This window comes from Ketogulonicigenium vulgare WSH-001 (assembly GCF_000223375.1).
Classification (GTDB): domain Bacteria; phylum Pseudomonadota; class Alphaproteobacteria; order Rhodobacterales; family Rhodobacteraceae; genus Ketogulonicigenium; species Ketogulonicigenium vulgare.
Genome location: NC_017384.1, coordinates 2,089,828 through 2,112,818 on the forward strand (window position 1 = coordinate 2,089,828; position 22,991 = coordinate 2,112,818).

Sequence of the window (22,991 nt, forward strand, 5' to 3'; positions counted from 1 at the left end):
TGCGCAAAAGCTGACAGATCCCGGTCTTTTGCCGGGTAAAATCCAGTCCTTCCGCCGAAAAGGAATCGCCATGTCGCGCAAGTTGAATACTCTGATCGCGGGCCTTGCCGTGCTGGCGATGGGCACAAGCAGCGCCATGGCGCAAAGCTTTGTCACCTCGGCGCGCGCCGCCTATGTGCTGGATCAGACGACCGGCACGGTGCTGCTGGATCACAATGCGGACGAGGTTCTGCCCCCTGCATCCATGTCGAAACTGATGACGATCTATATGGCGTTCGAGGCCGTCTCGAACGGGCGTCTGCATCTGACGGATGAGCTGCGCGTCTCGCAGCACTGCATGAACTATGGCGGCTCGTCGATGTTCCTGAACACGCAAGACCGCCCCCATGTCGAAGATCTGCTGCGCGGCGTCATTATTCTATCGGGCAATGATGCCTCTTGCGTACTGGCCGAGGCCCTATCCCCCGATGGCACCGAGGGTGGCTTTGCCGCGCTGATGACGACCCGCGCGCATGAGCTGGGCATGTCCAACTCGCATTTCATGAACTCGAACGGCTGGCCGGCGGCAGGTCATCTGATGTCGATGCGCGATCTGGGCACGCTGTCGCGCCATCTGATCGAGGATTTCCCGACCTTTTATCCGATTTTTGCCGAAACCGAGTTTCACTATGACGGTCGCGTCCCCTCGAACAGCCAAAACCGCAACCCGATCCTGTCGCTTGGCATCGGTGCGGACGGCCTGAAAACCGGCCATACGTCCGAGGCAGGCTACGGGCTTGCAGGGTCCGCCCGCCAAGGCGACCGCCGCGTGATTTTCGTGATCACCGGTCTTGAGTCCGAGGCCGCGCGCCGCGACGAATCGGAACGGATCATCAACTGGGCCTTCCGCCAGTTCGCGCTGCAGGATCTTGGCAAAGCGGGTGATATCATCCCTGGCGGCACGGCCGATGTCTGGATGGGCGCCGCGCCCCGTGTGCAACTGGCGCTGGGTCAGGATCTGCAAATTCTGGTGCCCACTACCAGTGCGAATGAAATGACGACCGAGGTCGTCTATAACGGCCCGATTGCCGCACCGATCACCGCCGGACAGGAACTGGCCACGCTGGTAATCGACCGCGAGGGGATGCCGCAGATGACCGTGCCTTTGGTCGCTGAAACAGATGTGCCGGCGGGTGGTTTTGTGAACCGCGTTATGGGCTCGGCGATGATTTTGCTGGGCAAAGTCGGCGGTGCCGCAGATCAGGGTGCCTGATCCTTTATGACTTGTGGACTTTTTATCAGCTTCGAGGGGATCGACGGCTCGGGCAAATCCACGCAGGCGCGCGTTTTGGCCGACGCCTTGCGCGGGCGCGGACATGATGTCGTCCTGACGCGCGAGCCGGGCGGCAGCCCGGGGGCCGAAGAGATTCGCCGCCTTGTGCTGACCGGCGCCACCGACCGCTGGTCGGCCGAGACCGAGACACTGCTGTTCACGGCCGCGCGGCGCGACCATCTGGAAAAGACGATCCTGCCTGCGCTGGCCGCCGGTCAAATCGTTATCACCGATCGGTTTGCCGATTCGACCCGTGCCTATCAGGGCGCAACGCGCGGCGATCTGCGCGGCATCGTCGATGCGCTGCACGCGCTGATGATCGGGCGCGAGCCTGATCTGACCTTTGTGATCGACGCCGATCCAGCCGCCAGCCTCACACGCGGCCTTGCCCGCAGCACGGACGAGCTGCGGTTCGAGGAATTCGGCCTGCCGCTGCAACAAAAGATGCGCGCGGTCTATTTGGATATCGCCCATGCGCAGCCGCAGCGCTGCATCGTGATCGACGGCGCGGGCACAATTGATGCCGTCGCCGCCCGTATCCTGACCGCGTTTGACGCACGATGAGCGACGATACCCTTCCCGATCCGACCGCCGTCGCGGGAATGCCCCACCCCGCGAATCGCATGTGCTACTGGGCCAGGGACGCGCCGAACACGAATTCACCGATGCCGCCGCCAGTGGCCGGATGCATTCGGGCTGGCTGCTGACAGGACCGCAGGGCATCGGCAAGGCGACCTTTGCCTATCGCGCCGCCGCATGGCTGCTGGCGGGCGCGCCAACATCGGGCATGGATCTGCCCGATGATCATCCCGACCTGCGCCTGATCCGTGCGGGCAGTCACCCGCGCCTGCTGGTCATCAAGCGCGGCCCGAATGAAAAAGGCGACCGGCTGGAAAGCGTCATCACCGTGCGCGCCATGCGCCAGCTTGGCAGCTTTTTCGGCCTGTCGGCGACAGATGGCGGGCGGCGCGTGGTGATCGTCGATGCCGCCGATGATATGAACCCCAATGCCGCGAACGCCCTGCTGAAACTGCTGGAAGAGCCGCCGGCCGGTGCGGTTTTGCTGCTGATCGCGCATCAACCGGCGCGGCTGCTGCCCACGATCCGCTCGCGCTGTCGCGTTCTGCCGCTGGCGCCGCTGACGGGGGATGATCTGGCCGCGATTTTGCAGGCCGAGGATGGCGCCGCGCTATCAGCGCTGGCCCAAGGCTCGGCCGGGGCCGCCGCACGGATCGTGGCCCATGACGGACTGAAGCTTTACGCCGATCTGGTGGCCGTGATGGATGGCATGCCGCGCTTTGATCGCCCGCGCGCCACCCAGCTTATTGCGTCGGTGACAGCGCGGGGGGCGGATGGGCGGCTGGCCCTGCTGGTCGATCTGATTGACCTGTTTTTGTCCCGTGCGGCCCGCGCCGGCATTTTGGGTGCGCCCCTGCCCGCCGCCAGCCCACATGAAACCGCCGTTTTGCAGCGCCTTGCGCCCCATGACGGCGCTGCGCGCCTGTTCGCTGACCTGCAACAGACATTATCGGCCAAGCTGCGACAGGGATTGGCGGTCAACCTTGACCCCGCGATGCTCATCCTTGATACCCTGCTGGAGATCGAGGGCGCGCTGCGCAAGCTGCCGTAGCCCTGCTACCCAGAAAGCGCCTGACCATGACCGCCCCTGCCGCTATCGTCGATAGCCATTGCCACCTTGATTTTGCCGATTTCGACGGCCAGCTGGACGAGATTATCGCCCGTGCCACGGCGGCTGGCGTCACACGTCTGGTCACGATCTGCACCCGTCTTGATCAAGAGCCGCGCGTGCGCGCCATCGCCGAAAGCTATCCCGGCGTCTATTATGCCGCCGGCATCCACCCGATGCGCGCGGCCGAGGAGCCGCTGGTCACAGTCGATCAGCTTGTCGCCCTTGCCCAGCACCCCAAATTCGTCGGCATTGGCGAGACCGGCCTCGATTACCACTATTCAGCGGATAGCGCCGCCATTCAGCAGCAATCGCTGCGCATCCACTGTGCCGCTGCCGCCGAGGCCGGCCTGCCGCTGATCATTCACGCCCGCGATGCCGATGACGATATGGCTGCGATTCTGGCAGAAGAGCACCGCAAAGCGCCGTTTTCCTGCGTCATGCACTGTTTTTCCTCGGGCGCGGCACTGGCGCGTGCGGCGGTGGATCTGGGCTTTTACCTGTCGATGTCGGGCATCACTGCCTTTCCCAAAAGCGGCGAGCTGCGCGATATTTTCCGTGCCATGCCGCTGGATCGCATCTTGCTGGAAACCGACAGCCCCTATCTTGCGCCGCCCCCCCATCGCGGCAAGCGCAACGAGCCTGCCTTTACCGCGCTGACCGCCGCCCGCGCCGCCGAGACCTTTGGTCTCGATTATGCCGATTTCGCGCGGCTGACGTCTGAAAACTTCGACCGGCTGTTCACAAAGGCGGCCTGAGATGCAGGACAGCGCTGACATCTGTGTACGGATTTTGGGCTGCGGGTCATCCGGCGGCGTGCCGCGTCTGGGCGGGGAATGGGGCGACTGCGATCCGTTCGAGCCAAAGAACACCCGCACGCGCTGTTCGATCCTTGTCACCCGTGAAACAGATCAGGGCCGCACGCAGGTGCTGATCGACACCTCGCCCGACATGCGCCAGCAGTTGCTGGCTGCCGATGTGCGCACGCTGGACGGGGTGCTTTATACCCATCCCCATGCCGACCATGTCCATGGCATCGACGATCTGCGCGCCATATCGTTCAACGGTGATCAACGGCTGGATGTCTGGATGGATGCATCGACAACGGCTGCAATCACGCATCGCTTTGGCTATATCTTTAAAACGCCCGAAGGCTCGCCCTATCCGCCGATCTGCGTGCAACGCCTGATCGAGGGGCCGGTCACCATCACGGGCGCAGGCGGGCCCATCACGTTCGAGCCGCTGCGCGTCGAGCATGGCAATATCAGCGCCCTTGGCTTTCGGTTCGCCGATATCGCCTATATCCCCGATGTTTCCCTGATTCCCGAGGATGTTTGGCCACAGCTTTCCGGCCTTGATTGCTGGATCGTCGATGCCCTGCGCTATAAACCGCATCCCTCGCATTCGCATGTTGCACAGACACTAGGCTGGATTGACCGCGCAGCGCCCAAAATAGCCGTTTTGACCAATATGCATGTTGATTTGGACTACCAGACCCTTGGTCAAGAGCTTATGGCCGGGGTGACCCCCGCCTTTGACGGGATGGTTTTGCGCTTTCGCGCCTGAATTTTCCTGAACTGGACGACCTTGTGCTTTGGCATGGCCGCCCGCCTGACCCAACGCACGACCAAGGTTTGCTATGCTTGCAATTATTGATGTCATCCTGCCCGTTTTCCTTGTGCTGGGGGCGGGCTATCTGGTCGCGTGGCGCGGCGGGATGAGCGAAACCGCCGTGGCGGGATTGATGAAATTCGCCCAAGGCTTTGCCCTGCCGTGCATCTTGTTCCGCGGGATTTCGCAACTGGATCTGGCGCATAGCTTTTCACCCTCGCTGGTGGTCAGTTTCTATGTCCCCGCGACCGTGTGTTTCTTTGTGGGTATCGCCGGCGCGCGTCTATGGGCCAAACGCCCATGGGAAGATTCGATTGCGATTGGCTTTGCCTGCCTGTTCTCGAACTCGATGCTGCTGGGACTGCCGATCAATGATCGCGCCTACGGCCCCGAATCGATGGATACGGTGCTGGCCATCGTGTCGATGCACGCGCCTTTCACCTATTTTCTGGGCATCACCGCGATGGAAATCGCGCGCAACGTCGGGCAGACGCCGCTGATGGTCGCACGCAAAGTCGCACGGTCGATCTTTACCAATAATCTGGTGATCGGCGTGCTGGCGGGCGTTGTCGTCAACGTGCTGAACATCCCGATCTATCACACCATTGGCGAGGCCATGGATCTGATCGGCCGCGCCGCTGTGCCCGCCGCCCTGTTCGGTCTGGGTGCCGTGCTGTATCGCCTGCGCCCCGAGGGCGACATGCGCCTGATCCTGATGGTCAGCGCGATCAGCCTGGGGCTGCACCCGGTGCTGACCTATCTGTTCGGCCAAAGCTTTGGCATGACGGGCGTTGCGCTGAACACAATGGTGCTGACCGCCGCGATGGCCCCCGGCGTCAATGCCTATCTATTCGCGGATATGTACGGGGTGGGCCGCCGCGTAAACGCCTCATCCGTGCTGATCGCGACCACGATTTCCATCCTCAGCCTGCCGATCTGGATCATCGTCATGGGCTAAGGCCCAAGCGGCGCGATTTTTTTCGCGCCGCGCCGCAAAGCTGCGGAACCTTTACCCTTTATCCTCGTTCGTTCTGTGAAGAAGCGCGAAAGGGCAAGGGGGACGTCATGACTTTCCATCACACACCGATTGCATCGCATGCAGGCCAGCGCCCGCCGCGCGACTGGGCATGGCGCCTGACACGCAGTCTTGCCCCTATCATTATTGCAATGACACTGCTGTTCATTGCCGTCGGATCGCTGCTTGCGACAGCCGCCGGGTCCGTGCAGCAATTATCCGTCAATGGCGCCGTGATCGAGATGCCCCGCATCATTCAACGCGGTAGCGCGGGCGAGGCTGTGATGATTTTTGACGGCCCCGCCGCCGATCACGAAATTGTCCTTGGCCAAGCCCTGATGGATAACATCGAAATCACACGCGTCTCGCCATCGACCGTCAGCGCAGCAGACGACGCAGGGATGAAGCTGTTGTTTCCCGCCAGCACGGAAAGCCCCTATATTCTGGCGATCAATCTGATCGCGACCGGCTGGGGCCGCGTGCATTTCCCGCTATGGGTTGACGGCGTTCAGCACGATATCACGCTGTTCATTATTCCCTGATCTCACGGCCCGGTGATTTTACTGTGCCGTGCCAAAAGCGAACCAGCTGACCGTCGCCAATGAAATGCGCGTATCGCTCCAAGTTGCAAAGTGAATGGTGAATCCATTGGTATCCACATCTTTCACCCGCAGATCATACCGCAGGTTCTGCTCGCGCGCGGAATCAACCGCAGCCAGCGATAGCAGCACCTCAGGTTTATAGGCGTAAAGGCGATCAAAGCTGACACGCACCTCTAGACTGCGGTTGCCGTCACCTGCCCACATCGGGCCGTCGGGATAATGGTTAAAAAGGTCTATTCTACCAGTCTGCGGCAACGCAGGGCGAATGAATTTCCGGACCGGTGCTGATTCGATTTTATCTAGCGAGGACGCGTTCATCACAATGAAATTCCTTCGAATTTTGGTCTAATGTCCAATAACCACACATTCACAGCTTTGAATATTTAAGAAAAGTTAACCATAGGTTAACAAAAATCCGTTAACACATTGGCAATGCAAACAATAAATCCGCAATATCGCGATTTTTCTTTAGATTTCTGCCCTCACGCATGCCAATCCGGCCGCGATAAGTACCGCAATAACCGCATGAAATCGCGCGCCGAAAGGGGGTGCACCGATTGAAAATCCGGCTCGGCCCGCCCACATTCGAACGATGCACGGCATATCCATTCACGAACGGTTAAAGAACTGGCGCTATGCAGCGCTGCGCCAAGCGAAATATAGGGCGATCTATGCCCATGCCGTGATGGTTGCACATCTGGACGGCCATTTGGTGGCGGATGATCACCCGTCTTGGACACGCATCGACGCGGCATTGGACGCAGCCCGCGCGGGCGATGCAGAGGCGATATCGATCGTGCTGCGCGAGATCACGCGCCTGCGCGATAACTGACGGCACCTCTGTGCATAGTGGAACACCTATGGCAGTTTTCACTGCGCGTTGATCAAAATCTGAATGGTGCGGATGAAAGGACTCGAACCTTCACGGGTGTTACCCCACAGCGACCTCAACGCTGCGCGTCTACCAATTCCGCCACATCCGCACTGTGATCAGGTAGGCTTGGCGCGTATAGACGAGGGCTTTGGCGAAGAAAAGGGGGAATTTTTGCAAAGCCGGCAGGTGCACGTAACGTCGCGCTGCAAAACAAGGACTGCCCCCCTTCTAAACCTGCGTTTATGCCCGCCTGCAAAGGGTTTAGACCCCTGGCAACCAACCCAGGTTCAATAGACCGGGCGGTGCGGATGGCGTTTTTGACCCCTGTGAAGACCCGGTCGGTTCCGGGTCGACAATCCACAGGAGACGACAATGCCCAATTCTTATCTGAATGGCCGCTATCTGATGGCCGCACTCGCAAGTGCCCTCAGCCTGACCGCCGCTGGCGCCGCCTTTGCCCAAACGCAGCCGACCCTCGTCGAGCAGTTGATCGCGCAATATCAGGCCGAGGGCTTTACCCGCGTCGAGATCGAACAAGGCCGCGCGCGCATCGAGGTGAATGCGATTCGCGGGCAGGATGATATCGAGGCTGTCTATGACGCGATCACGGGCGCGCTCCTTTATCAAACGCAGGAACGGGTCGAGCGCGATGACGACACCCGCCCGGGCGTCTGGGTTGAGCGCGACGACGACGACGAAGATGATCGCCCCGGTCGCGGCCAGACCGGTGGTAAGGATGATGACCGCTGGGATGATGATGACCGCGATGACTGGAATGACCGCGATGACGATCGCGACGACGACCGTGATGATCGCGATGATCGCGATGATGATGATGACGACGACGACGATGACCGTTATGACCGTGACTAATATCATTTGACCCAAAGCCCCCGCAGCCAAGGCGCGGGGGCGACCCCATCCGACAGGAGGAAAAACTGCTGCGACATCTGCCGCTTCAATGGTTTTGCGCGCTGGCCCTTGGCCTCAGCCTTGCCGCCGCCCCGCTCGAGGCGCTCGCCCAAAGCCCTGTGCAGACTCAGATCGTCAGCCAGCTGACCGCGCAGGGTTTCACCCGGATCGAGGTTGACCAGACGCTGCTGGGTCGGCTGCGCTTTCGCGCCTGGTCAGACAGCGGCCTTTACCGCGAGATCGTCATCGTCCCCGCCACGGGCGAGATTTTGCGCGACTATATGCGCAGCGCGGCAAGCGGCGCCGCAAGCATTCCACAGCTTTTCACGCCCGATGATGGCGGCAGTGGCAGCGCAGGCGGCCTGTCATCGGATGACGACGATGATGATGACGATGACGACAGCGATGATGATAGCGACGATGACGATGATGACTAAGCCCCGCCATCAGACAGGATATCGTCTCTGATGCCCGGCCGCTTTGGCATCATCGCCTTGCTGATCGTGCAGTTGGTCTGCGCGGTGCTGTTCCTATGGAACACGCTGATCTCGGTGCTGGGCCTGCCGCCGCTGGCGTGGGAGGTAAACGAGTTTATCGAGATCGGCGCCGCCTGCGGCCTGCTGATCGGCGTCGCCATGGGCATTGTCACGCTGCGCGATGCGTTGCGCCGCGCGAAACGGGCCGAAAGCCAGTTGCGCGCCGCCTCTGGCGCATTCATGGATCTGCTGCAGGAGAAATTCCTGCAATGGGGCCTGACCCCGGCCGAGCGGGACGTGGCGCTTTTCGCGATCAAAGGGTTCAGCCTGTCCGAAATCGCGCAGATGCGGCAAACCTCTGAAGGCACCGTAAAGGCACAAACAAACGCCATTTACCGCAAAGCCGGTGTCAGTGGGCGCCCGCAGTTGTTATCTATCTTTATCGAAGACCTGATCGAGGCGCCGATCTCGCCCCTTGCCGCCGCCCCAACGCCCGCCACCCTCCCGACCGTGACGGAGAAATAGATGCGATTTTTGATCCCGCTTGTTGCTGCTCTCGGCCTGACCGCCTGCGCAATTCCCGATGTCAGCACGCGCCCGGCGCCGGAGAGCTATCCGGCGCTGATCAATGTCGATCCTATGATGCGCGATGCCGCCGCGCTTGGCGCGACCAATCCGACCGCAACACAAGACGATCTGGACGCCCGCGCCGCCGCGCTGCGCGCCCGTGCAGCCGCATTGCGGGCAAACTGACGCCTGATGCGTTGCACCTAGACGCGGGACAGGCTAACCAACCGCGCAGACCACTTTACAGGAATATTGCGATGACTGCTCCGCTCCGCCTTGGGATTGCTGGCCTTGGAACCGTGGGCACCGGCATTATTCGCATTATTCAAGAGCATGGGCAGATGCTTGCGGCCCGTGCGGGTCGCCCTGTCCAGATCGTCGCCGTCTCGGCCCGCAGCAATAATAAGGATCGCGGCGTCGCGCTGGATGGCTATGCCTGGGAAAGCGACCCTGTCGCGCTGGCCAAACGTGATGATATCGACGTTTTCGTCGAAGTAATGGGCGGCCACGAAGGCCCCGCGCGCGCGGCGACCCTTGCCGCGCTGGATAGCGGCAAAGACATCGTCACCGCCAACAAGGCGCTGCTGGCCATCCACGGCAATGAAATCGCCGCCAAGGCCGAGGGCGCGGGCCGCGTCCTGCGGTTCGAGGCTGCCGTCGCGGGCGGTATCCCCGTGATCAAGGCCCTGACCGAGGGGTTGGCCGGCAACCGTATCACCCGCGTCATGGGGGTGATGAACGGATCGTGCAATTACATCCTGACCCGCATGGAAAGCGCGGGCCTGACCTATGAGGAAGTGTTCGAGGAGGCCCGCGCGCTGGGCTACCTTGAGGCGGACCCGCAGTTGGACGTGGGCGGCATCGATGCGGGGCACAAGCTGTCGCTGCTGTCGGCCATCGCCTTTGGCAGTAAGGTCGATTTCAATGCGGTCGAGCTGGAAGGCATCGGCGCCATCACGATCGAGGATATTCGCCACGCCGCCGACCTTGGCTTTCGCATCAAGCTGCTGGGCGTCGCGCAATTGACCGGCCGCGGGCTGGAACAGCGCATGACCCCCTGCCTTGTGCCCGCGCATTCGCCGCTGGGCCAATTGCAAGGGGGCACCAATATGGTCGTGCTAGAGGGGGACGCCGTTGGCCAGATCGTGCTGCGCGGCCCGGGCGCGGGTTCAGGCCCGACCGCTAGCGCTATCATGTCGGATGTGATTGATATCGCACGCGGCATCCGGATGCCGACATTCGGCATTCCGGCGACCAGCCTTGTGGCGCAGCCCGCCGCGCGCTCGGCGGTGCCTGCGCCCTATTACATCCGTATGCAGCTGGACGACAAACCCGGCGCGCTGGCGAAAGTCGCACGAATCTTGGGCGATAACGGCATTTCCATCGACCGCATGCGCCAATACGGCCATGATGGCAGCGCCGCCCCGGTGCTGATCGTCACACACAAGACGATGCGCAGCGCCGTGGAACTGGCACTCGAGGCCCTGCCGCAAACCGCCGTCGTGACGGGTGAAACCGTGGCACTTCGCATCGAAAGCCTCTGAGTTTTTGGGCGAATCCGGCCGAGGCGAAAAGCGTTAGCGTTCACATGCTTGTCGCCTCTGGCCCATAAGGCTAGGGCAGGAAAGGTAGGCGCGGGGACGCTCCCCCCGCCGCGTCAGAACAAGGAAAACGTGATGACCACTGCGCCGGAATTCCATGATCGCATGCTGTCGCTGGGCCTTGCCCGCGTCTCCGAAGCCGCCGCGCTGGCCTCTGCCGCGATGGTGGGGCGTGGCGATGAAAAAGCCGCCGACAAGGCCGCCGTCGACGCAATGCGCACCCAGCTGAACATGCTGGACATCGCCGGTGTCGTGGTGATTGGCGAGGGCGAGCGCGACGAAGCCCCGATGCTGTATATCGGCGAAGAAGTCGGCACCGGCACCGGCCCTGCGGTGGATATCGCCCTCGACCCGCTGGAAGGCACGACGCTGACCGCAAAAGACATGCCGAACGCGCTGACCGTGATCGCCATGGCGCCGCGCGGCACGCTGCTGCACGCGCCCGACGTTTACATGGACAAGCTGGCCATTGGCCCCGGCTTTCCGGCCAATACCGTCTCGCTGGATATGTCGCCTGCCGAACGCGTCTATGCGCTGGCCAAGGCCAAGGGTGTCGAAGCCGCGGATATCACCGTCTGCATTTTGGACCGCGAACGCCACCAAGACATGATCGCCGAAGTGCGCGGCACCGGCGCCGCCATTCGCCTGATCACCGATGGCGACGTTGCGGGCGTCATGCACTGTGCCGACCCCGAAACGACCGGCATCGATATGTATATGGGTTCGGGCGGCGCACCCGAGGGTGTGCTGGCGGCCTCGGCCCTGAAATGCATGGGCGGCGAGATCTATGGCCGCCTGCTGTTCCGCAATGATGATGAACGTGGCCGCGCGGCCAAAGCGGGGATCACCGACCTGAACCGCATCTATACCCGCGACGATCTGGTCACGGGCGATGTCATTTTCGCGGCCACCGGCGTCACCGATGGCTCGCTGCTGCGCGGCATCAAACGCGAGCCGGGTTTCTTCACCACGGAAACCGTGCTGATGCGGTCGAAAACGGGTTCGGTGCGTCGCATCACTTACCGCTGCCCGATCAAGTAAGATGAAAGGGGCAAAGTGTCTTTTCTAGGCGTTACAGACTCTGTCACGGGCCGCGCTTGGGTCGGCCCCGATCTAGAAACCGACCGCCTGACCGAGGCTTTGTCCCAGCAACTCGGGCTTTCGCGCCCCTTGGCCGCGCTGCTGGCGCAGCGCGGCATTGACGCCGACGGGGCCGAGGGCTTTCTGACCCCGCGCCTGCGCGATCTGATGCCCGACCCGCGCAGCCTGCGGGATATGGAAAAGGCAGCGGCGCGGCTGGTGCTGGCCGTGCAGACACGGCAACGCATTGCGATCTTTGGCGATTACGATGTGGATGGCGGCGCCTCATCCGCGCTGCTGATCGATTGGCTGCGCAACTTTGGTCTGCAGGCGACCCTATATATCCCCGACCGCATTGACGAGGGCTATGGCCCCAATGTTCCGGCCATGGCGGATCTGGCGGCGCGCCACGACCTGATCATCTGCGTCGATTGCGGCACCCTCTCGCACGAGGCTTTGGGCGCGGCCACAGCCGCCGATGTCATCGTACTGGACCACCACCTAGGCGGCGAGACCCTGCCCCCTGCCCTGGCCGTGGTGAACCCGAACCGGCAGGACGAAAGCGGCGATCTGACCTATCTCTGCGCGGCGGGCGTCGTCTTTTTGGCGCTGGTCGAGGCGAACCGCCAGTTGCGCGCGGGCGGGCTGCAAGGGCCTGATCTGACCAGCCTTCTGGATCTGGTCGCGCTGGCAACGGTCGCCGATGTGGCGCCGCTGGTTGGCCTGAACCGTGCATTGGTGCGGCAGGGGCTGGCGGTCATGGGCCGCCGCGCGCGTCCGGGCCTTGTGGCTTTGGCCGATGTGGCGCGGATCGACAGCGCCCCCAGCAGCTATCACCTTGGCTATATCCTTGGCCCGCGTGTGAACGCGGGCGGCCGTATTGGCCGCGCGGACCTTGGTGCGCGGCTGCTGGCCACCACCGACCCGCATGAGGCTGCCGCCATGGCCGCGCAGCTTGATGCGCTGAACACCGAGCGGCGGGCGATTGAATCCGCTGTCCGCGACGCCGCCATCGCGCAGGCCGAGGCCCGCGGCCTCGAGGCACCGCTGGTCTGGGCCGCAAGCGAGGGCTGGCACCCCGGTGTCGTCGGCATTGTCGCCGCCCGTATCAAAGAGGCGACGAACCGCCCGAGCGTGGTGATCGGCTTTGACGGCGGGATCGGCAAAGGCTCGGGCCGCTCTGTCAGCGGCGTTGACCTTGGCGCTGCGATCCAACGCGTTGCGGCTGAGGGCCTGCTGCTGAAAGGCGGCGGCCATAAGATGGCGGCGGGCCTGACGGTCACGCGCGAGAATTTAGAGCCTGCCATGGCACGCCTGTCGGAACTGCTGGCCCGTCAGGGCGCAGGCGCAGGTGGCCCCAGTGATTTGCGCATTGATGCGCTGCTGATGCCCGGCGCGGCGACGGTCGCCATGATCGAACAGTTGGAACAGGCCGGGCCGTTCGGCGCCTCGGCCCCCGCGCCACGCTTTGCGCTGCCCGATGTCGTGGTGCAATATGTCAAACCCGTCGGCAGCGACCACCTGAAGGTCACATTGGGCGATGGCCTTGGCGCGCGGCTTGATGCGATCGCCTTTAATGCCGCGCAATCGCCGCTGGGACATCTGCTGACCCATTCCGGCAGCCAGCGCGTGCATGTGGTCGGACGGCTTGAGGTGAACCACTGGCAGGGCCGTGCCAGCGCCCAATTGCGCATCGAGGATGCCGCAAAGGCAAGCAGCTGAGCGCCCGATTTCTGGCAGAAATATCCAAATAACCCCTTGCCCCGCGCAGGGTCTTTAACTAAAAGCCGCCTCACGCCAAGACTGGCCCGTTCGTCTATCGGTTAGGACACCAGATTTTCATTCTGGGAAGAGGGGTTCGACTCCCCTACGGGCTACCACTCTTCCTTGGAAGAGGGCGTATAACAAGTTGTGTGGCCCGTTCGTCTATCGGTTAGGACACCAGATTTTCATTCTGGGAAGAGGGGTTCGACTCCCCTACGGGCTACCACAACTTAAATTTTACCCAGCATAGACAATCCTGACGATTGCGCTTGCATCTGCAGCGACGCTCGGAAATTTTCACGCTTGAACACCGCGTGAGGGTCCATGTCTGCTAGCTGGTCTGTGATTACCGTGATGCGCAACACCCCTTACGAGGTCATGCGCTTTGTCGCGTGGTATCTCGATATGGGCGCGGACCAGATTTACATCATTTTCCACGATGAAAACGATCCGTTTATCGCCAGATTGCAAGGCCACCCTCGGATCACCTGTATCCCTTTTACCGCCGATCTGCGTGCACAGATGGGGATTGATCCCGATTACGCTGGCCCGCCGCAAATACAGGCCGGCACCTATCTTTATCCGCGCGTGACCACTGACTGGGTACTGCGCCTTGACTGCGATGAGTTGGTGCTATGCGAGAATGGCAGGCTATCCGAACGCCTTGCCGCCCTACCCGCTGACATTCAAACCGCCATCATTCGCCCGTGCGAGCAGTTGATCAGCGACCTGCCCGCCCATCACCATCTGTTTCGTATGCGCATGACCGACGAGGATGCGCAGCAGATTTACGGCGATATGGCGGAACTTTTGTCAAAGCGGCGCGGTTTGATGAGCCATGCGTTCGGGAAATCCGCGCATCGCACCGGCATCCAGAACATCGAAGTGCGCGAGCATAACGCCGTCTTTATCGGCACCAACACGCGGACGAACAACCTTGCATGGATGCGCAAAAAGGGCGTCAGCCTGCTGCATTTCAACGCCGAGGTCTTTGAAAAATGGAAGGCTGCCGCCGCGCGGCGCAGCAGGAACGCATCCTTTGCCCCTGCGCTTTCTGCCAAAATCCTCGCCGCCGAAGCAAGCGAGACGGCTGATACCGAGCTGCGGCAGATCTATGACACCATCGTCCATTTCGACACGCGTCGCACCGATGCGCTGCTGGAAACCGACTGCGGCTTCGTACTGGATTTCGATTTCGACGTGCTGATCGACCGCTATTTCGACTCTGCCCAGCTGATGCTGCGCGCGGGTTAAAAACTCTCGCGCACGCGCAGATGCGAATGCTCATGCGGCTCGCCGCCCTCGTGGGTGTGTGTTTCCACGTCATGTTGCACGGGAATCAATGACAGTTTGCCGTGGCGAATTCCGCGCTCTAGAAACAGCCCTTCGGCATAGGCGCTGACCTGCGCCACGCGACCGCGCATCACGGCAATCTCGACCGCTGAATCGTGGTCAAGCGGCACCGACAGCGCGGCGATCGTGTGATCATGCCGATCCTGACGGCTTTGCGGCACGCGGCGGCCCAATGCACGCACCGATGGGTCCAGCGTATAGCTGACAACACCGACGCATTGCGCCTCGCCCACCTCGGCGCCCTGCTGCGCCAGCCCGCGGCGCACCAGATCACGCAAAGCCTCGGACCGGTTGCTGGCGCCCGATCGGGCCATATAGGCGTCCAGCTCGTCCAAAAGAGCGGTCTCAATCGTGATGGTCACGCGGTGCATTATCGTCCTCTGCCGCCGGGGCAAATCGTCAAATGGGCAGGTGATTCGCCCACACCTTGTCAATCTGGCACAAAGCCCCACCCCAAGTCATGCGGCGAAAGGTGCGCGCAGGTTCAGCATTCACACTGTCAATCAAAATTTTTTACCGTGAAGTTAAGTAATTTTATTGCCAGACACCCTTGCCCTTGTGGATCATAACGCGAATGAGAGGTTCATTACGGGAGAAAACAATGAAACTCAGCCATCTTCTTTCGGCCAGCTGCGTGCTGGCCCTGACAGCCGGCATGGCCAGCGCGCAGGTCGTGCTGAACCGCGGCAACGATACTGACCCCTCGACGCTGGATCACCACCGCACTTCGACCGTGTCGGAAAGCCGCCTGATGAACGACCTGTATGAAGGTCTGGTCACCAAGGCTGCTGACGGCAGCACGATCCCCGGCGTTGCTGAAAGCTGGGACATTTCGGAAGACGGCCTGGTTTACACGTTCCACTTCCGTGACGATGCGAAATGGTCGAACGGCGATGCTGTCACCGCCGAAGACTTCCTCTACGCCTATCGCCGCCTGATGGACCCGGCGACGGCTGCGCCCTATGCCAACATGCTGTTCCCGATCGTGAACGCCGAAGCGATCGCATCGGGCGAGGCCGAGGCTGACACTCTGGGCGTCCGCGCGATCGATGCGACCACGCTGGAAATCACCCTGTCGTCCGCGACCCCCTATTTCCTGGAACTGCTGACCCACCAGACCGGTCTGCCGATCCACGCCGCTTCGGTCGAAGAATTCGGCGACAGCTTTACCCAAGCGGGCCGCATGGTCACCAACGGCGCGTTCCAACTGGTGTCGTTCACCCCGAACGACATGATCGTCATGTCGAAGAACACCAACTTCCACGACGCTGAAAACGTTGCGATCGACCAGATCAACTATATCCCCTTCGAAGACCGCGCTGCCTGCCTGCGCCGCTTTGAAGCCGGCGAGATCCAGATCTGTACCGACGTTCCCACCGAACAGATGGACTACCTCGAGGCGAACCTGGCCGAAGAGTTGCACGTCGTCCCCTACCTCGGCACCTATTACCTGCCGATCAAGGGCGAAGAAGGCAGCCCGCTGCGCGATCCGCGCGTGCGTCAGGCCATCTCGCTGGTGATCGACCGTGACTTTATCGCGACCGAAGTCTGGCGCGACACCATGCTGCCGGGCTATTCGCTGGTGCCCCCGGGCATCGTGAACTACGTCGATGGCGGCGTGATGCTGCCCTATGCCGACGAAGACCTGCTGGACCGCGAAGATGCCGCCAAGGCCCTTCTGGAAGAAGCTGGCGTTGCACCGGGCACCCTGACCGTCAAGCTGCGCTTCAACACCTCGGAAAACCACCGCAACACCATGGCAGCAGTTGCTGACATGCTGTCGAACATCGGTATCACCGGCGAGCTGGACGAAGTCGAAGGCGCGTCCTATTTCAGCTACCTGCAGCAAGGCGGCATGTATGACATCGCCCGCGCTGGCTGGATCGGTGACTATAACGATCCGCAGAACTTCCTGTTCCTGTTCCAATCGGACGTCCAGTTCAACTACCCGCGCTGGGTGAATGCTGACTATGACGCCGCGATCGACGCCGCTGCGACCGAGACCGATCTGGCCGCCCGCGCCGAGATTCTGGCTCAGGCCGAGACGATCCTGCTGGACGAGCTGCCGATCATCCCGATCCTGTGGTATTCGTCGCGCGCCCTCGTATCTCCGTCCATTTCGGGCTATGAGGACAACCTTATGGACGATCACCTGAGCCGCTGGCTCTCGGTTAACTGATCGTATGAAACGCTAACTTGCGGGCGGGGGCCAATGGCTCCTGCCCGCTTGCATTGAGGATACCCCAATGCTTGGATACACGCTCCGGCGCCTCGCAAGCGCCATCCCGACGATCTTCATCATCGTCACCCTGACCTTCTTCATGATCCGGGTTGCCCCTGGTGGCCCCTTCAACCTTGAACGGCCACTTGATCCGTTGATCATGCAAAATCTGATGCGCGCCTATAATCTGGATGCGCCGCTCTGGGAACAATATGTCCTTTATATCAAGAACCTGCTGCACGGCGATCTAGGCCCCAGCTTTACCCGCCGCGATTTCAGCGTGAATGATCTGTTCGCGGCCGGCCTGCCGGTGTCGATCATGCTGGGCGGTCTTGCCCTGCTGTTCGCCAGCATTATCGGCACGTTTTTGGGCGCGCTCGCGGCCCTGCGGCAGAATTCCTGGCTGGATAATCTGATCGTCGCGCTGGCGACTTTTGGTATCACCACACCGAACTTTGTCATCGCACCGCTGCTGTCGATGTTCTTTGGTGTGATCCTTGGCATCCTGCCCGCAGGCGGTTGGTCGAATGCGAATCCGGCCTATTGGGTTCTGCCGATCATCACGCTGGCGCTGCCTCAAATTGCCGTGATCGCGCGTCTGGTGCGCGGCTCGACCATCGAGGCCCTAAGCGCAAACCACGTCCGCACCGCGCGCGCCTATGGCCTGCCGACCCGCGTCGTGGTTGGTGTTCACGCCCTGCGCGCGGCGATGCTGCCTGCCGTGTCCTATCTGGGCCCGACAGCCGCCGGCCTTTTGACCGGTTCGGTCGTGGTCGAGACGATTTTCGGACTTCCCGGCATCGGCCGTTACTTTGTGCAAGGCGCGCTTGGCCGCGACTATACGCTGGTGATGGGCACGGTGGTCGTGATTTCGATCTTCGTCGTGATTTTCAATTTGCTTGTCGACCTGGCTTACGCCTGGCTTGACCCGAGGGTGCGCTATGACTGACGCAACTTCCATCCCCACTGGCGGCGCACGCGAGTCGCGCTCGCTGTGGCAAGATGCCATGCGCCGGTTGCGGCGCAATCGCGCGGCGATGGCCTCGCTGATCGTGCTGGTCGCGATGACTTTGATCGCGATCTTTGGCCCGATCCTCAGCCCCCATCCGCCCGAGCGGATCTATCAGCAATATGTGCGCGTCGCCCCCTCGCTGGAAGCCTATCCCAAGGCTGATAATATCCTGCCCGGCTTTGCACGCGAATTCAGCCGCACCCGGCTGACGGGCGACGAGCCTGTGTTGGACGGCAGCACACTGTCGGTCAATATCACCTCGGACGAGGCAATCGACACGCGCGTGCTGCGCTATTTCGAACGCTCGAACCTGTTCAGCGCGCCTGCGCTGGAGCTGTCCGAGGATGGCCGCACCGGCACGCTGTCGGTGCAGGTCGAACGGCGTTATTTCCTGCTGGGCACCGATAACCTTGGCCGCGATCTGATGACGCGGATCTTTATCGGAATGCGCATCTCGCTGATGATCGGCGTGCTGGCATCCGTCATGGCGCTGGTGCTGGGCGTGACCTATGGCGCGATCTCGGGCTATCTGGGCGGTCGCGCTGACAATATCATGATGCGCGTCGTGGATATTCTGTATTCGCTGCCGTTCATCTTTTTCGTCATTCTGATGCTGGTGTTCTTTGGTCGATCTATGGCGATCATCTTTATCGCCATCGGGGCGACGGAATGGCTTGATATGGCGCGCATCGTCCGCGGCCAGACCCTGTCGCTGAAGCGGCGCGAGTTTGTGCAAGCTGCCGAGGCGCTGGGCGCCAGCCGTGCGGGTATCCTGACCCGTCACATCATTCCGAACGCCCTTGGCCCCGTCATCGTCTTTATGACGCTGCTGGTGCCCAAGGCGATCTTGCTGGAAAGCCTGCTGTCGTTCCTGGGCCTTGGCGTGCAAGATCCGCTGACCTCGCTGGGTCTGCTGATTTCCGAAGGCGCCAATAACATGCGCGGCGCGGCCTATCAGCTGATCTTCCCGGCGGCGACGCTGACGATCATTCTTTTCGCGTTGAACTTCCTGGGCGACGGGTTGCGCGACAGCCTCGACCCGAAGGAGCGCTAAATGAGCGAAACCGTCCTTTCGGTCCGCGATCTTCGCGTGACCTTCCAAACCGATGATGGCGACGTCGAAGCCGTCCGCGGCATCAATTTTGATGTCGAGGCGGGCAAGACCCTCGCCATCGTCGGCGAATCCGGTTCGGGTAAAAGCCAGACCACCATGGCGATCATGGGCCTTTTGTCGCGTAACGGACGCGCGACAGGTCAGGCGCTGTATCGTGGTCAGGACCTGATCGGCCTTGGCGAAAAGCAGTTGAACAATGTGCGCGGCAACAAGATCACCATGATCTTCCAAGAGCCGATGACATCGCTTGACCCGCTTTACACGATCGGCACCCAACTGGCCGAGCCGTTGCGCCACCACCGCGGCCTGTCGAAATCGGCCGCGCGCCCGCGCATTCTCGAGCTGCTGAAACTGGTCGGCATCCCCGAGCCCGAGCGCCGCATCGACAGCTATCCGCACGAGCTTTCGGGCGGACAGCGTCAGCGCGTGATGATCGCGATGGCACTGGCCAATGACCCCGATGTGCTGATCGCGGACGAGCCGACCACCGCGCTGGATGTGACCATCCAAGATCAGATCATGACCCTGCTGGCCGATCTGCAAAAGCGCCTTGGCATGGCGATCATTTTCATCACGCATGACCTTGGCATCGTTGAACGCTTTGCCGACCATGTCTGCGTGATGCGCAAGGGCGAAGTGGTCGAAGATGGCCCCGCAACCCAAGTGTTCGCCAATGCCCAGCATCCCTATACCCAGATGCTGCTGGCGGCCGAGCCCGAAGGCACCAAAGCGCCGCCGCCTGCGGATGCGCCCTCGGTGTTGAACGGGCAGAATGTTGCGGTGCATTTCAACATTGGCAAAAGCCTGTTCAAAAAGCAGGTCTTTACCGCGGTGAATGATGTGTCGCTGAACCTGCGTCAGGGGCAAACCATTGGTGTGGTGGGCGAATCGGGTTCCGGCAAATCAACGCTGGGGCGTGCGCTGCTGCGCCTGCTGCCTGCGGATGGCACGATTGCCTACCTTGGCAAGCCGCTGCCTTATGGCGAAGGTCCGATGCGCCCCTATCGCAAGCAATTGCAACTGGTGTTCCAAGACCCGTTTGGCTCGCTCTCGCCCCGGATGACCGTGGGACGGGTGATCACCGAAGGGTTGCAGATCCACGCGCCCGAGCTGTCTGGACGCGAACGGGCTGCCCGCGCGCGCGAAGCGCTGGTCGAGGTCGGCCTCGATGCCGATATGATCAACCGTTACCCGCATGAATTCTCGGGCGGACAACGCCAGCGGATCGCCATCGCCCGCACCATGGTGCTGCGCCCCAAGGTAATCGTGCTGGACGAGCCGACATCGGCGCTGGACCGTTCGGTGCAAAAGCAGATCGTAACGCTGCTGCGCGACCTGCAGGAAAAGCACGGGCTGACCTATCTGTTCATCAGCCACGACCTGTCGGTGGTGCGCGCGCTGTCGGATTACATCGTGGTGATGAAATCGGGCAAAATCGTCGAACAGGGCGAGACCACGCAGGTGTTCGATGCCCCGGCCGAGGAATATACCCGCACCTTGATGGCCGCGGCCCTCAGCAAGCGGCGCTTCCGCGAAGATTAAGGAAAAGGGGGCCGAGGCCCCCTTTTTTATACGCCGTCCGGGAACAGCACGCGATCGGCAGGATCGCCAGCCTCGGGCGGTTGGCCGGGCATTTGTCCGGGCGGGGCGCTGCCCTCGGGCGGGGGGCCGGGGGGCATACCGCCGCCAGGGCCACCCTCGGGACCACCGCGACCGGGGCCGCCCATACCCTGGCCACCTTCGGTCCATGTGGCGTCAGGGTCGATCCCCACCACCAGCGCGGCGATATAACGGTCCGCCTGTTCGCGGATCGCGCAATAGGCCCCCTCGCCCGCCTCTGCGGCGATACCATCGCCCTTGTTCACCGTGTCGCGCGTATCGCTGCGCTGATAGGCGGCGGCGTTCAGGAACAGATATTCGCTCAGCGCATCAGGGAAAAAGATCTGGCTGGTCAGGACAGTGCGCTCGTCCAGATAGATCTTGTAATGAATATGCGTGGTGCGCCCGCGATACCATCCGGGATAGATCGTATCGAATGTCGCAATGCCATTCTCATCGGCAGGCCAAGTGCCGCGCAAAAAGGTCTGCCCTTCGGTATTCAGCGTCCCGTCCGAGCCCTGGTTCGCATAGCCCGAGTAATTCCCCTGCGCATCACAATGCCAGATATCGACACGCGCGCCGGCAACCGGGCGGCAATCCGCGGTCACGACCTGAATGCTCAGGCGCAGCGGGATACCCGCCTTGCCCTCGGTAATATCGCTGCGCACCAGTTTGGGGTCGATGTAATAGGGGCCTTCGGTCGTCTCGGGTTTTACCGCACAGACGTTCGTCGTGATCAGGCCCATCGTCGCGGCGGCCAGTGCGATATCCGCGCTTGGCTCTGCTTTTGCGGCGCTTGCCCCAATGGCCGCCAATGGCACGGCGGCCACAAGGCGCTGCATGATCCGGCGGCGGGTGATATCGTCTGGCTGATCCGGTCTTTGCTGGGTCATCCATTGTCCTTTCGTGAATGTCCTGGCAATTGAACGGTGCATCTGCCGATTTCCGTCGAAAACTCTTGCACGCTGGCGAAAAATGGCCATTTGCAGGGGGAACCTTCCGTCAAGTCGAGATCCATGCACCGCATCAGCCTCCCGCCCCGCCCCGATTGGCAAGACAAGGCCGAAGCCGCCGGCTTTACCTTTCACACCATGTATGGCGCACCTTATTGGGCCGAGGACGTGGCCTATCGCTTTACCCTTGCGCAGATCGAGGATGACATCGAGGACCCCTCGACCCAGTTGCACGCGATGGTGCGCGAAGCTGTCGCCCGGATCACCACCTCCGAGGATCTGATGGCCCGCATGGGCCTGCCGTTTGCGCATTGGGATTACATCGCGAACAGCTGGCGCGCCGCCGAGCCCGAGCTTTATGGCCGGATGGATTTGGCTTACGACGGCAACGGCCCCGCCAAGCTGCTGGAATATAACGCCGACACGCCGACCTCGCTGTTCGAATCCGCCTCGTTCCAATGGGATTGGCTGCAAGATCAGATCGGCCTTGGGCATCTGCCGCAGGGCACCGATCAGTTCAACCGCACCTTCGAGGCCATCGCCGAGCGTTTCGCCGAAATTTTCGCGCGCGGCACCGATGTGCATTTCGCCTCCGTCGCGAATAACACCGAAGATTACGGCACCGTCGAGACGCTGGCCTGGGCCGCGCGGGAGGCAGGCCTTGGCGCGCATTACACCCCGATGCACGAGATCGGCCTGACCGAGACCGGCCAGTTCGCAGATAACCAATCCCGCGTTATGGGCGTGTTGTTCAAGCTCTATCCGTGGGAAAACCTGCTGGCCGAACCCTTTGCCGAAAACCTTGCAGGCGCGCATCTGCGCATGATCGAGCCGCCGTGGAAGGCGCTGGTCTCGAACAAGGCGATCCTGCCGGTGCTGTGGGACATGTTCAAAGGCCACCCGAACCTGCTGCCGTCATATTTCGCCGATGACGCGCATGGCGCCGATGACATGCCCCATGGCACAGTGCGCAAGCCGCTGTTCTCGCGCGAGGGGGCCTCGGTGACGATCCTGGGCCCGGACGGCCAGACCATCGCCCGCGCCGAAGACCGCAGCTATGATCAATATCCGGAAATCGTGCAGGCCTATCACCCCCTGCCCGTCTTTGACGGCTATCGCCCCGTGCTGGGCGCGTGGATTGCGGGCGAGACCTGCGTCGGCCTTGGCCTGCGCGAGGATCAATCCCCGATCACGCAAAACCTCAGCCGCTTTGTGCCCCATATCATCCAGGAATGAAC

The 22,991-nt window shown here is 61.8% G+C and carries 24 protein-coding genes and 3 tRNA genes; 23 read left to right on the plus strand and 4 right to left on the minus strand.

Going from position 1 to position 22,991, the window contains the following annotated elements; genetic code table 11:
• The first annotated feature begins 70 nt into the window (after nucleotides 1-70).
• The 7 genes from KVU_RS10365 to KVU_RS10395 all read left to right on the plus strand — a co-directional run bounded on the left by KVU_RS10365 (nucleotide 71) and on the right by KVU_RS10395 (nucleotide 6,167).
• Nucleotides 71-1,252 carry a D-alanyl-D-alanine carboxypeptidase family protein gene (locus KVU_RS10365; protein ID WP_014537978.1) on the plus strand — a complete coding sequence of 394 codons (1,182 nt, stop codon included), beginning with the start codon at nucleotides 71-73 and terminating at the stop codon, nucleotides 1,250-1,252.
• 6 nt (nucleotides 1,253-1,258) lie between these two features.
• On the plus strand, nucleotides 1,259-1,876 hold the full coding sequence (tmk, locus tag KVU_RS10370; RefSeq protein WP_013385182.1) for a dTMP kinase: 618 nt from the start codon (nucleotides 1,259-1,261) through the stop codon (nucleotides 1,874-1,876).
• A gap of 61 nt (nucleotides 1,877-1,937) precedes the next feature.
• Entirely contained in the window at nucleotides 1,938-2,942 is a 1,005-nt protein-coding gene (locus KVU_RS10375; RefSeq protein WP_367750228.1) for a DNA polymerase III subunit delta', read from the plus strand.
• 26 nt (nucleotides 2,943-2,968) lie between these two features.
• Nucleotides 2,969-3,757, plus strand: coding sequence for a TatD family hydrolase (locus KVU_RS10380; RefSeq protein ID WP_013385184.1), 789 nt, complete (start codon nucleotides 2,969-2,971; stop codon nucleotides 3,755-3,757).
• Between the two features lies 1 nt (nucleotide 3,758).
• The gene (locus KVU_RS10385) at nucleotides 3,759-4,565 is read left to right on the plus strand and encodes an MBL fold metallo-hydrolase (protein WP_013385185.1); all 807 of its coding nucleotides are present in this window, start codon (nucleotides 3,759-3,761) and stop codon (nucleotides 4,563-4,565) included.
• A gap of 73 nt (nucleotides 4,566-4,638) precedes the next feature.
• Complete coding sequence (locus KVU_RS10390) at nucleotides 4,639-5,568, plus strand: AEC family transporter (RefSeq protein ID WP_013385186.1); 930 nt, start codon at nucleotides 4,639-4,641, stop codon at nucleotides 5,566-5,568.
• 107 nt (nucleotides 5,569-5,675) lie between these two features.
• Nucleotides 5,676-6,167 (plus strand): hypothetical protein, encoded by a 492-nt coding sequence (locus KVU_RS10395; protein WP_013385187.1) that lies wholly within the window; start codon nucleotides 5,676-5,678, stop codon nucleotides 6,165-6,167.
• Nucleotides 6,168-6,185: 18 nt separating this feature from the next.
• On the opposite strand, the gene KVU_RS10400 is transcribed toward KVU_RS10395, so the two are convergent.
• Nucleotides 6,186-6,431 (minus strand): H-type lectin domain-containing protein, encoded by a 246-nt coding sequence (locus KVU_RS10400; RefSeq protein ID WP_013385188.1) that lies wholly within the window; start codon nucleotides 6,429-6,431, stop codon nucleotides 6,186-6,188.
• Between the two features lie 388 nt (nucleotides 6,432-6,819).
• Between KVU_RS10400 and KVU_RS10405 the strand changes: the two genes are divergently transcribed.
• The gene (locus KVU_RS10405; RefSeq protein ID WP_013385189.1) at nucleotides 6,820-7,059 is read left to right on the plus strand and encodes a hypothetical protein; all 240 of its coding nucleotides are present in this window, start codon (nucleotides 6,820-6,822) and stop codon (nucleotides 7,057-7,059) included.
• 64 nt (nucleotides 7,060-7,123) lie between these two features.
• Here the strand turns inward: KVU_RS10405 and KVU_RS10410 are convergent.
• A tRNA-Leu gene (locus KVU_RS10410) sits at nucleotides 7,124-7,210 on the minus strand.
• Between the two features lie 263 nt (nucleotides 7,211-7,473).
• Here KVU_RS10410 and KVU_RS10415 point away from each other — a divergent pair.
• The 10 genes from KVU_RS10415 to KVU_RS10460 all read left to right on the plus strand — a co-directional run bounded on the left by KVU_RS10415 (nucleotide 7,474) and on the right by KVU_RS10460 (nucleotide 14,755).
• Nucleotides 7,474-7,974, plus strand: coding sequence for a hypothetical protein (locus KVU_RS10415; protein WP_013385190.1), 501 nt, complete (start codon nucleotides 7,474-7,476; stop codon nucleotides 7,972-7,974).
• A gap of 158 nt (nucleotides 7,975-8,132) precedes the next feature.
• Nucleotides 8,133-8,450, plus strand: coding sequence for a hypothetical protein (locus KVU_RS10420; protein WP_013385192.1), 318 nt, complete (start codon nucleotides 8,133-8,135; stop codon nucleotides 8,448-8,450).
• A gap of 30 nt (nucleotides 8,451-8,480) precedes the next feature.
• Nucleotides 8,481-9,014 (plus strand): helix-turn-helix transcriptional regulator, encoded by a 534-nt coding sequence (locus KVU_RS10425; RefSeq protein ID WP_013385193.1) that lies wholly within the window; start codon nucleotides 8,481-8,483, stop codon nucleotides 9,012-9,014.
• Nucleotides 9,015-9,242, plus strand: coding sequence for a hypothetical protein (locus tag KVU_RS10430; protein ID WP_013385194.1), 228 nt, complete (start codon nucleotides 9,015-9,017; stop codon nucleotides 9,240-9,242).
• Between the two features lie 71 nt (nucleotides 9,243-9,313).
• Nucleotides 9,314-10,600 carry a homoserine dehydrogenase gene (locus KVU_RS10435; protein WP_013385195.1) on the plus strand — a complete coding sequence of 429 codons (1,287 nt, stop codon included), beginning with the start codon at nucleotides 9,314-9,316 and terminating at the stop codon, nucleotides 10,598-10,600.
• A 132-nt stretch (nucleotides 10,601-10,732) separates the two neighbouring features.
• Complete coding sequence (gene glpX / locus KVU_RS10440) at nucleotides 10,733-11,698, plus strand: class II fructose-bisphosphatase (protein WP_013385196.1); 966 nt, start codon at nucleotides 10,733-10,735, stop codon at nucleotides 11,696-11,698.
• A gap of 15 nt (nucleotides 11,699-11,713) precedes the next feature.
• On the plus strand, nucleotides 11,714-13,459 hold the full coding sequence (recJ, locus tag KVU_RS10445) for a single-stranded-DNA-specific exonuclease RecJ (protein WP_013385197.1): 1,746 nt from the start codon (nucleotides 11,714-11,716) through the stop codon (nucleotides 13,457-13,459).
• 83 nt (nucleotides 13,460-13,542) lie between these two features.
• Nucleotides 13,543-13,617: transfer RNA gene (locus tag KVU_RS10450), tRNA-Glu, on the plus strand.
• 35 nt (nucleotides 13,618-13,652) lie between these two features.
• Nucleotides 13,653-13,727 (plus strand) — tRNA-Glu (locus KVU_RS10455).
• A 98-nt stretch (nucleotides 13,728-13,825) separates the two neighbouring features.
• Nucleotides 13,826-14,755 (plus strand): glycosyltransferase family protein, encoded by a 930-nt coding sequence (locus tag KVU_RS10460; protein ID WP_014537981.1) that lies wholly within the window; start codon nucleotides 13,826-13,828, stop codon nucleotides 14,753-14,755.
• Here KVU_RS10460 and nikR read toward each other — a convergent pair.
• Nucleotides 14,752-15,225, minus strand: coding sequence for a nickel-responsive transcriptional regulator NikR (gene nikR, locus KVU_RS10465; protein ID WP_013385200.1), 474 nt, complete (start codon nucleotides 15,223-15,225; stop codon nucleotides 14,752-14,754). The genes KVU_RS10460 and nikR overlap by 4 nt on opposite strands.
• 230 nt (nucleotides 15,226-15,455) lie before the next feature.
• On the opposite strand from nikR, the gene KVU_RS10470 reads away from it, so the two are divergent.
• The 4 genes from KVU_RS10470 to KVU_RS10485 all read left to right on the plus strand — a co-directional run bounded on the left by KVU_RS10470 (nucleotide 15,456) and on the right by KVU_RS10485 (nucleotide 20,743).
• Entirely contained in the window at nucleotides 15,456-17,033 is a 1,578-nt protein-coding gene (locus tag KVU_RS10470; protein WP_013385201.1) for a peptide ABC transporter substrate-binding protein, read from the plus strand.
• A 67-nt stretch (nucleotides 17,034-17,100) separates the two neighbouring features.
• Complete coding sequence (locus KVU_RS10475) at nucleotides 17,101-18,024, plus strand: ABC transporter permease (protein ID WP_013385202.1); 924 nt, start codon at nucleotides 17,101-17,103, stop codon at nucleotides 18,022-18,024.
• A complete protein-coding gene (locus tag KVU_RS10480; protein WP_013385203.1) occupies nucleotides 18,017-19,141 on the plus strand; it encodes an ABC transporter permease in 1,125 nt (374 codons plus the stop codon). Before KVU_RS10475 ends, KVU_RS10480 begins: the two co-directional genes overlap by 8 nt.
• Nucleotides 19,142-20,743, plus strand: a complete 1,602-nt coding sequence (locus KVU_RS10485; RefSeq protein ID WP_013385204.1) for an ABC transporter ATP-binding protein — start codon at nucleotides 19,142-19,144, stop codon at nucleotides 20,741-20,743. It begins immediately after the preceding gene.
• A 26-nt stretch (nucleotides 20,744-20,769) separates the two neighbouring features.
• Here KVU_RS10485 and KVU_RS10490 read toward each other — a convergent pair whose 3' ends face one another.
• The gene (locus tag KVU_RS10490) at nucleotides 20,770-21,693 is read right to left on the minus strand and encodes an intradiol ring-cleavage dioxygenase (RefSeq protein WP_013385205.1); all 924 of its coding nucleotides are present in this window, start codon (nucleotides 21,691-21,693) and stop codon (nucleotides 20,770-20,772) included.
• A gap of 123 nt (nucleotides 21,694-21,816) precedes the next feature.
• Here KVU_RS10490 and KVU_RS10495 point away from each other — a divergent pair, with 123 nt between their 5' ends.
• Entirely contained in the window at nucleotides 21,817-22,989 is a 1,173-nt protein-coding gene (locus KVU_RS10495) for a glutathionylspermidine synthase family protein (protein WP_193365316.1), read from the plus strand.
• Nucleotides 22,990-22,991 lie beyond the last annotated feature (2 nt).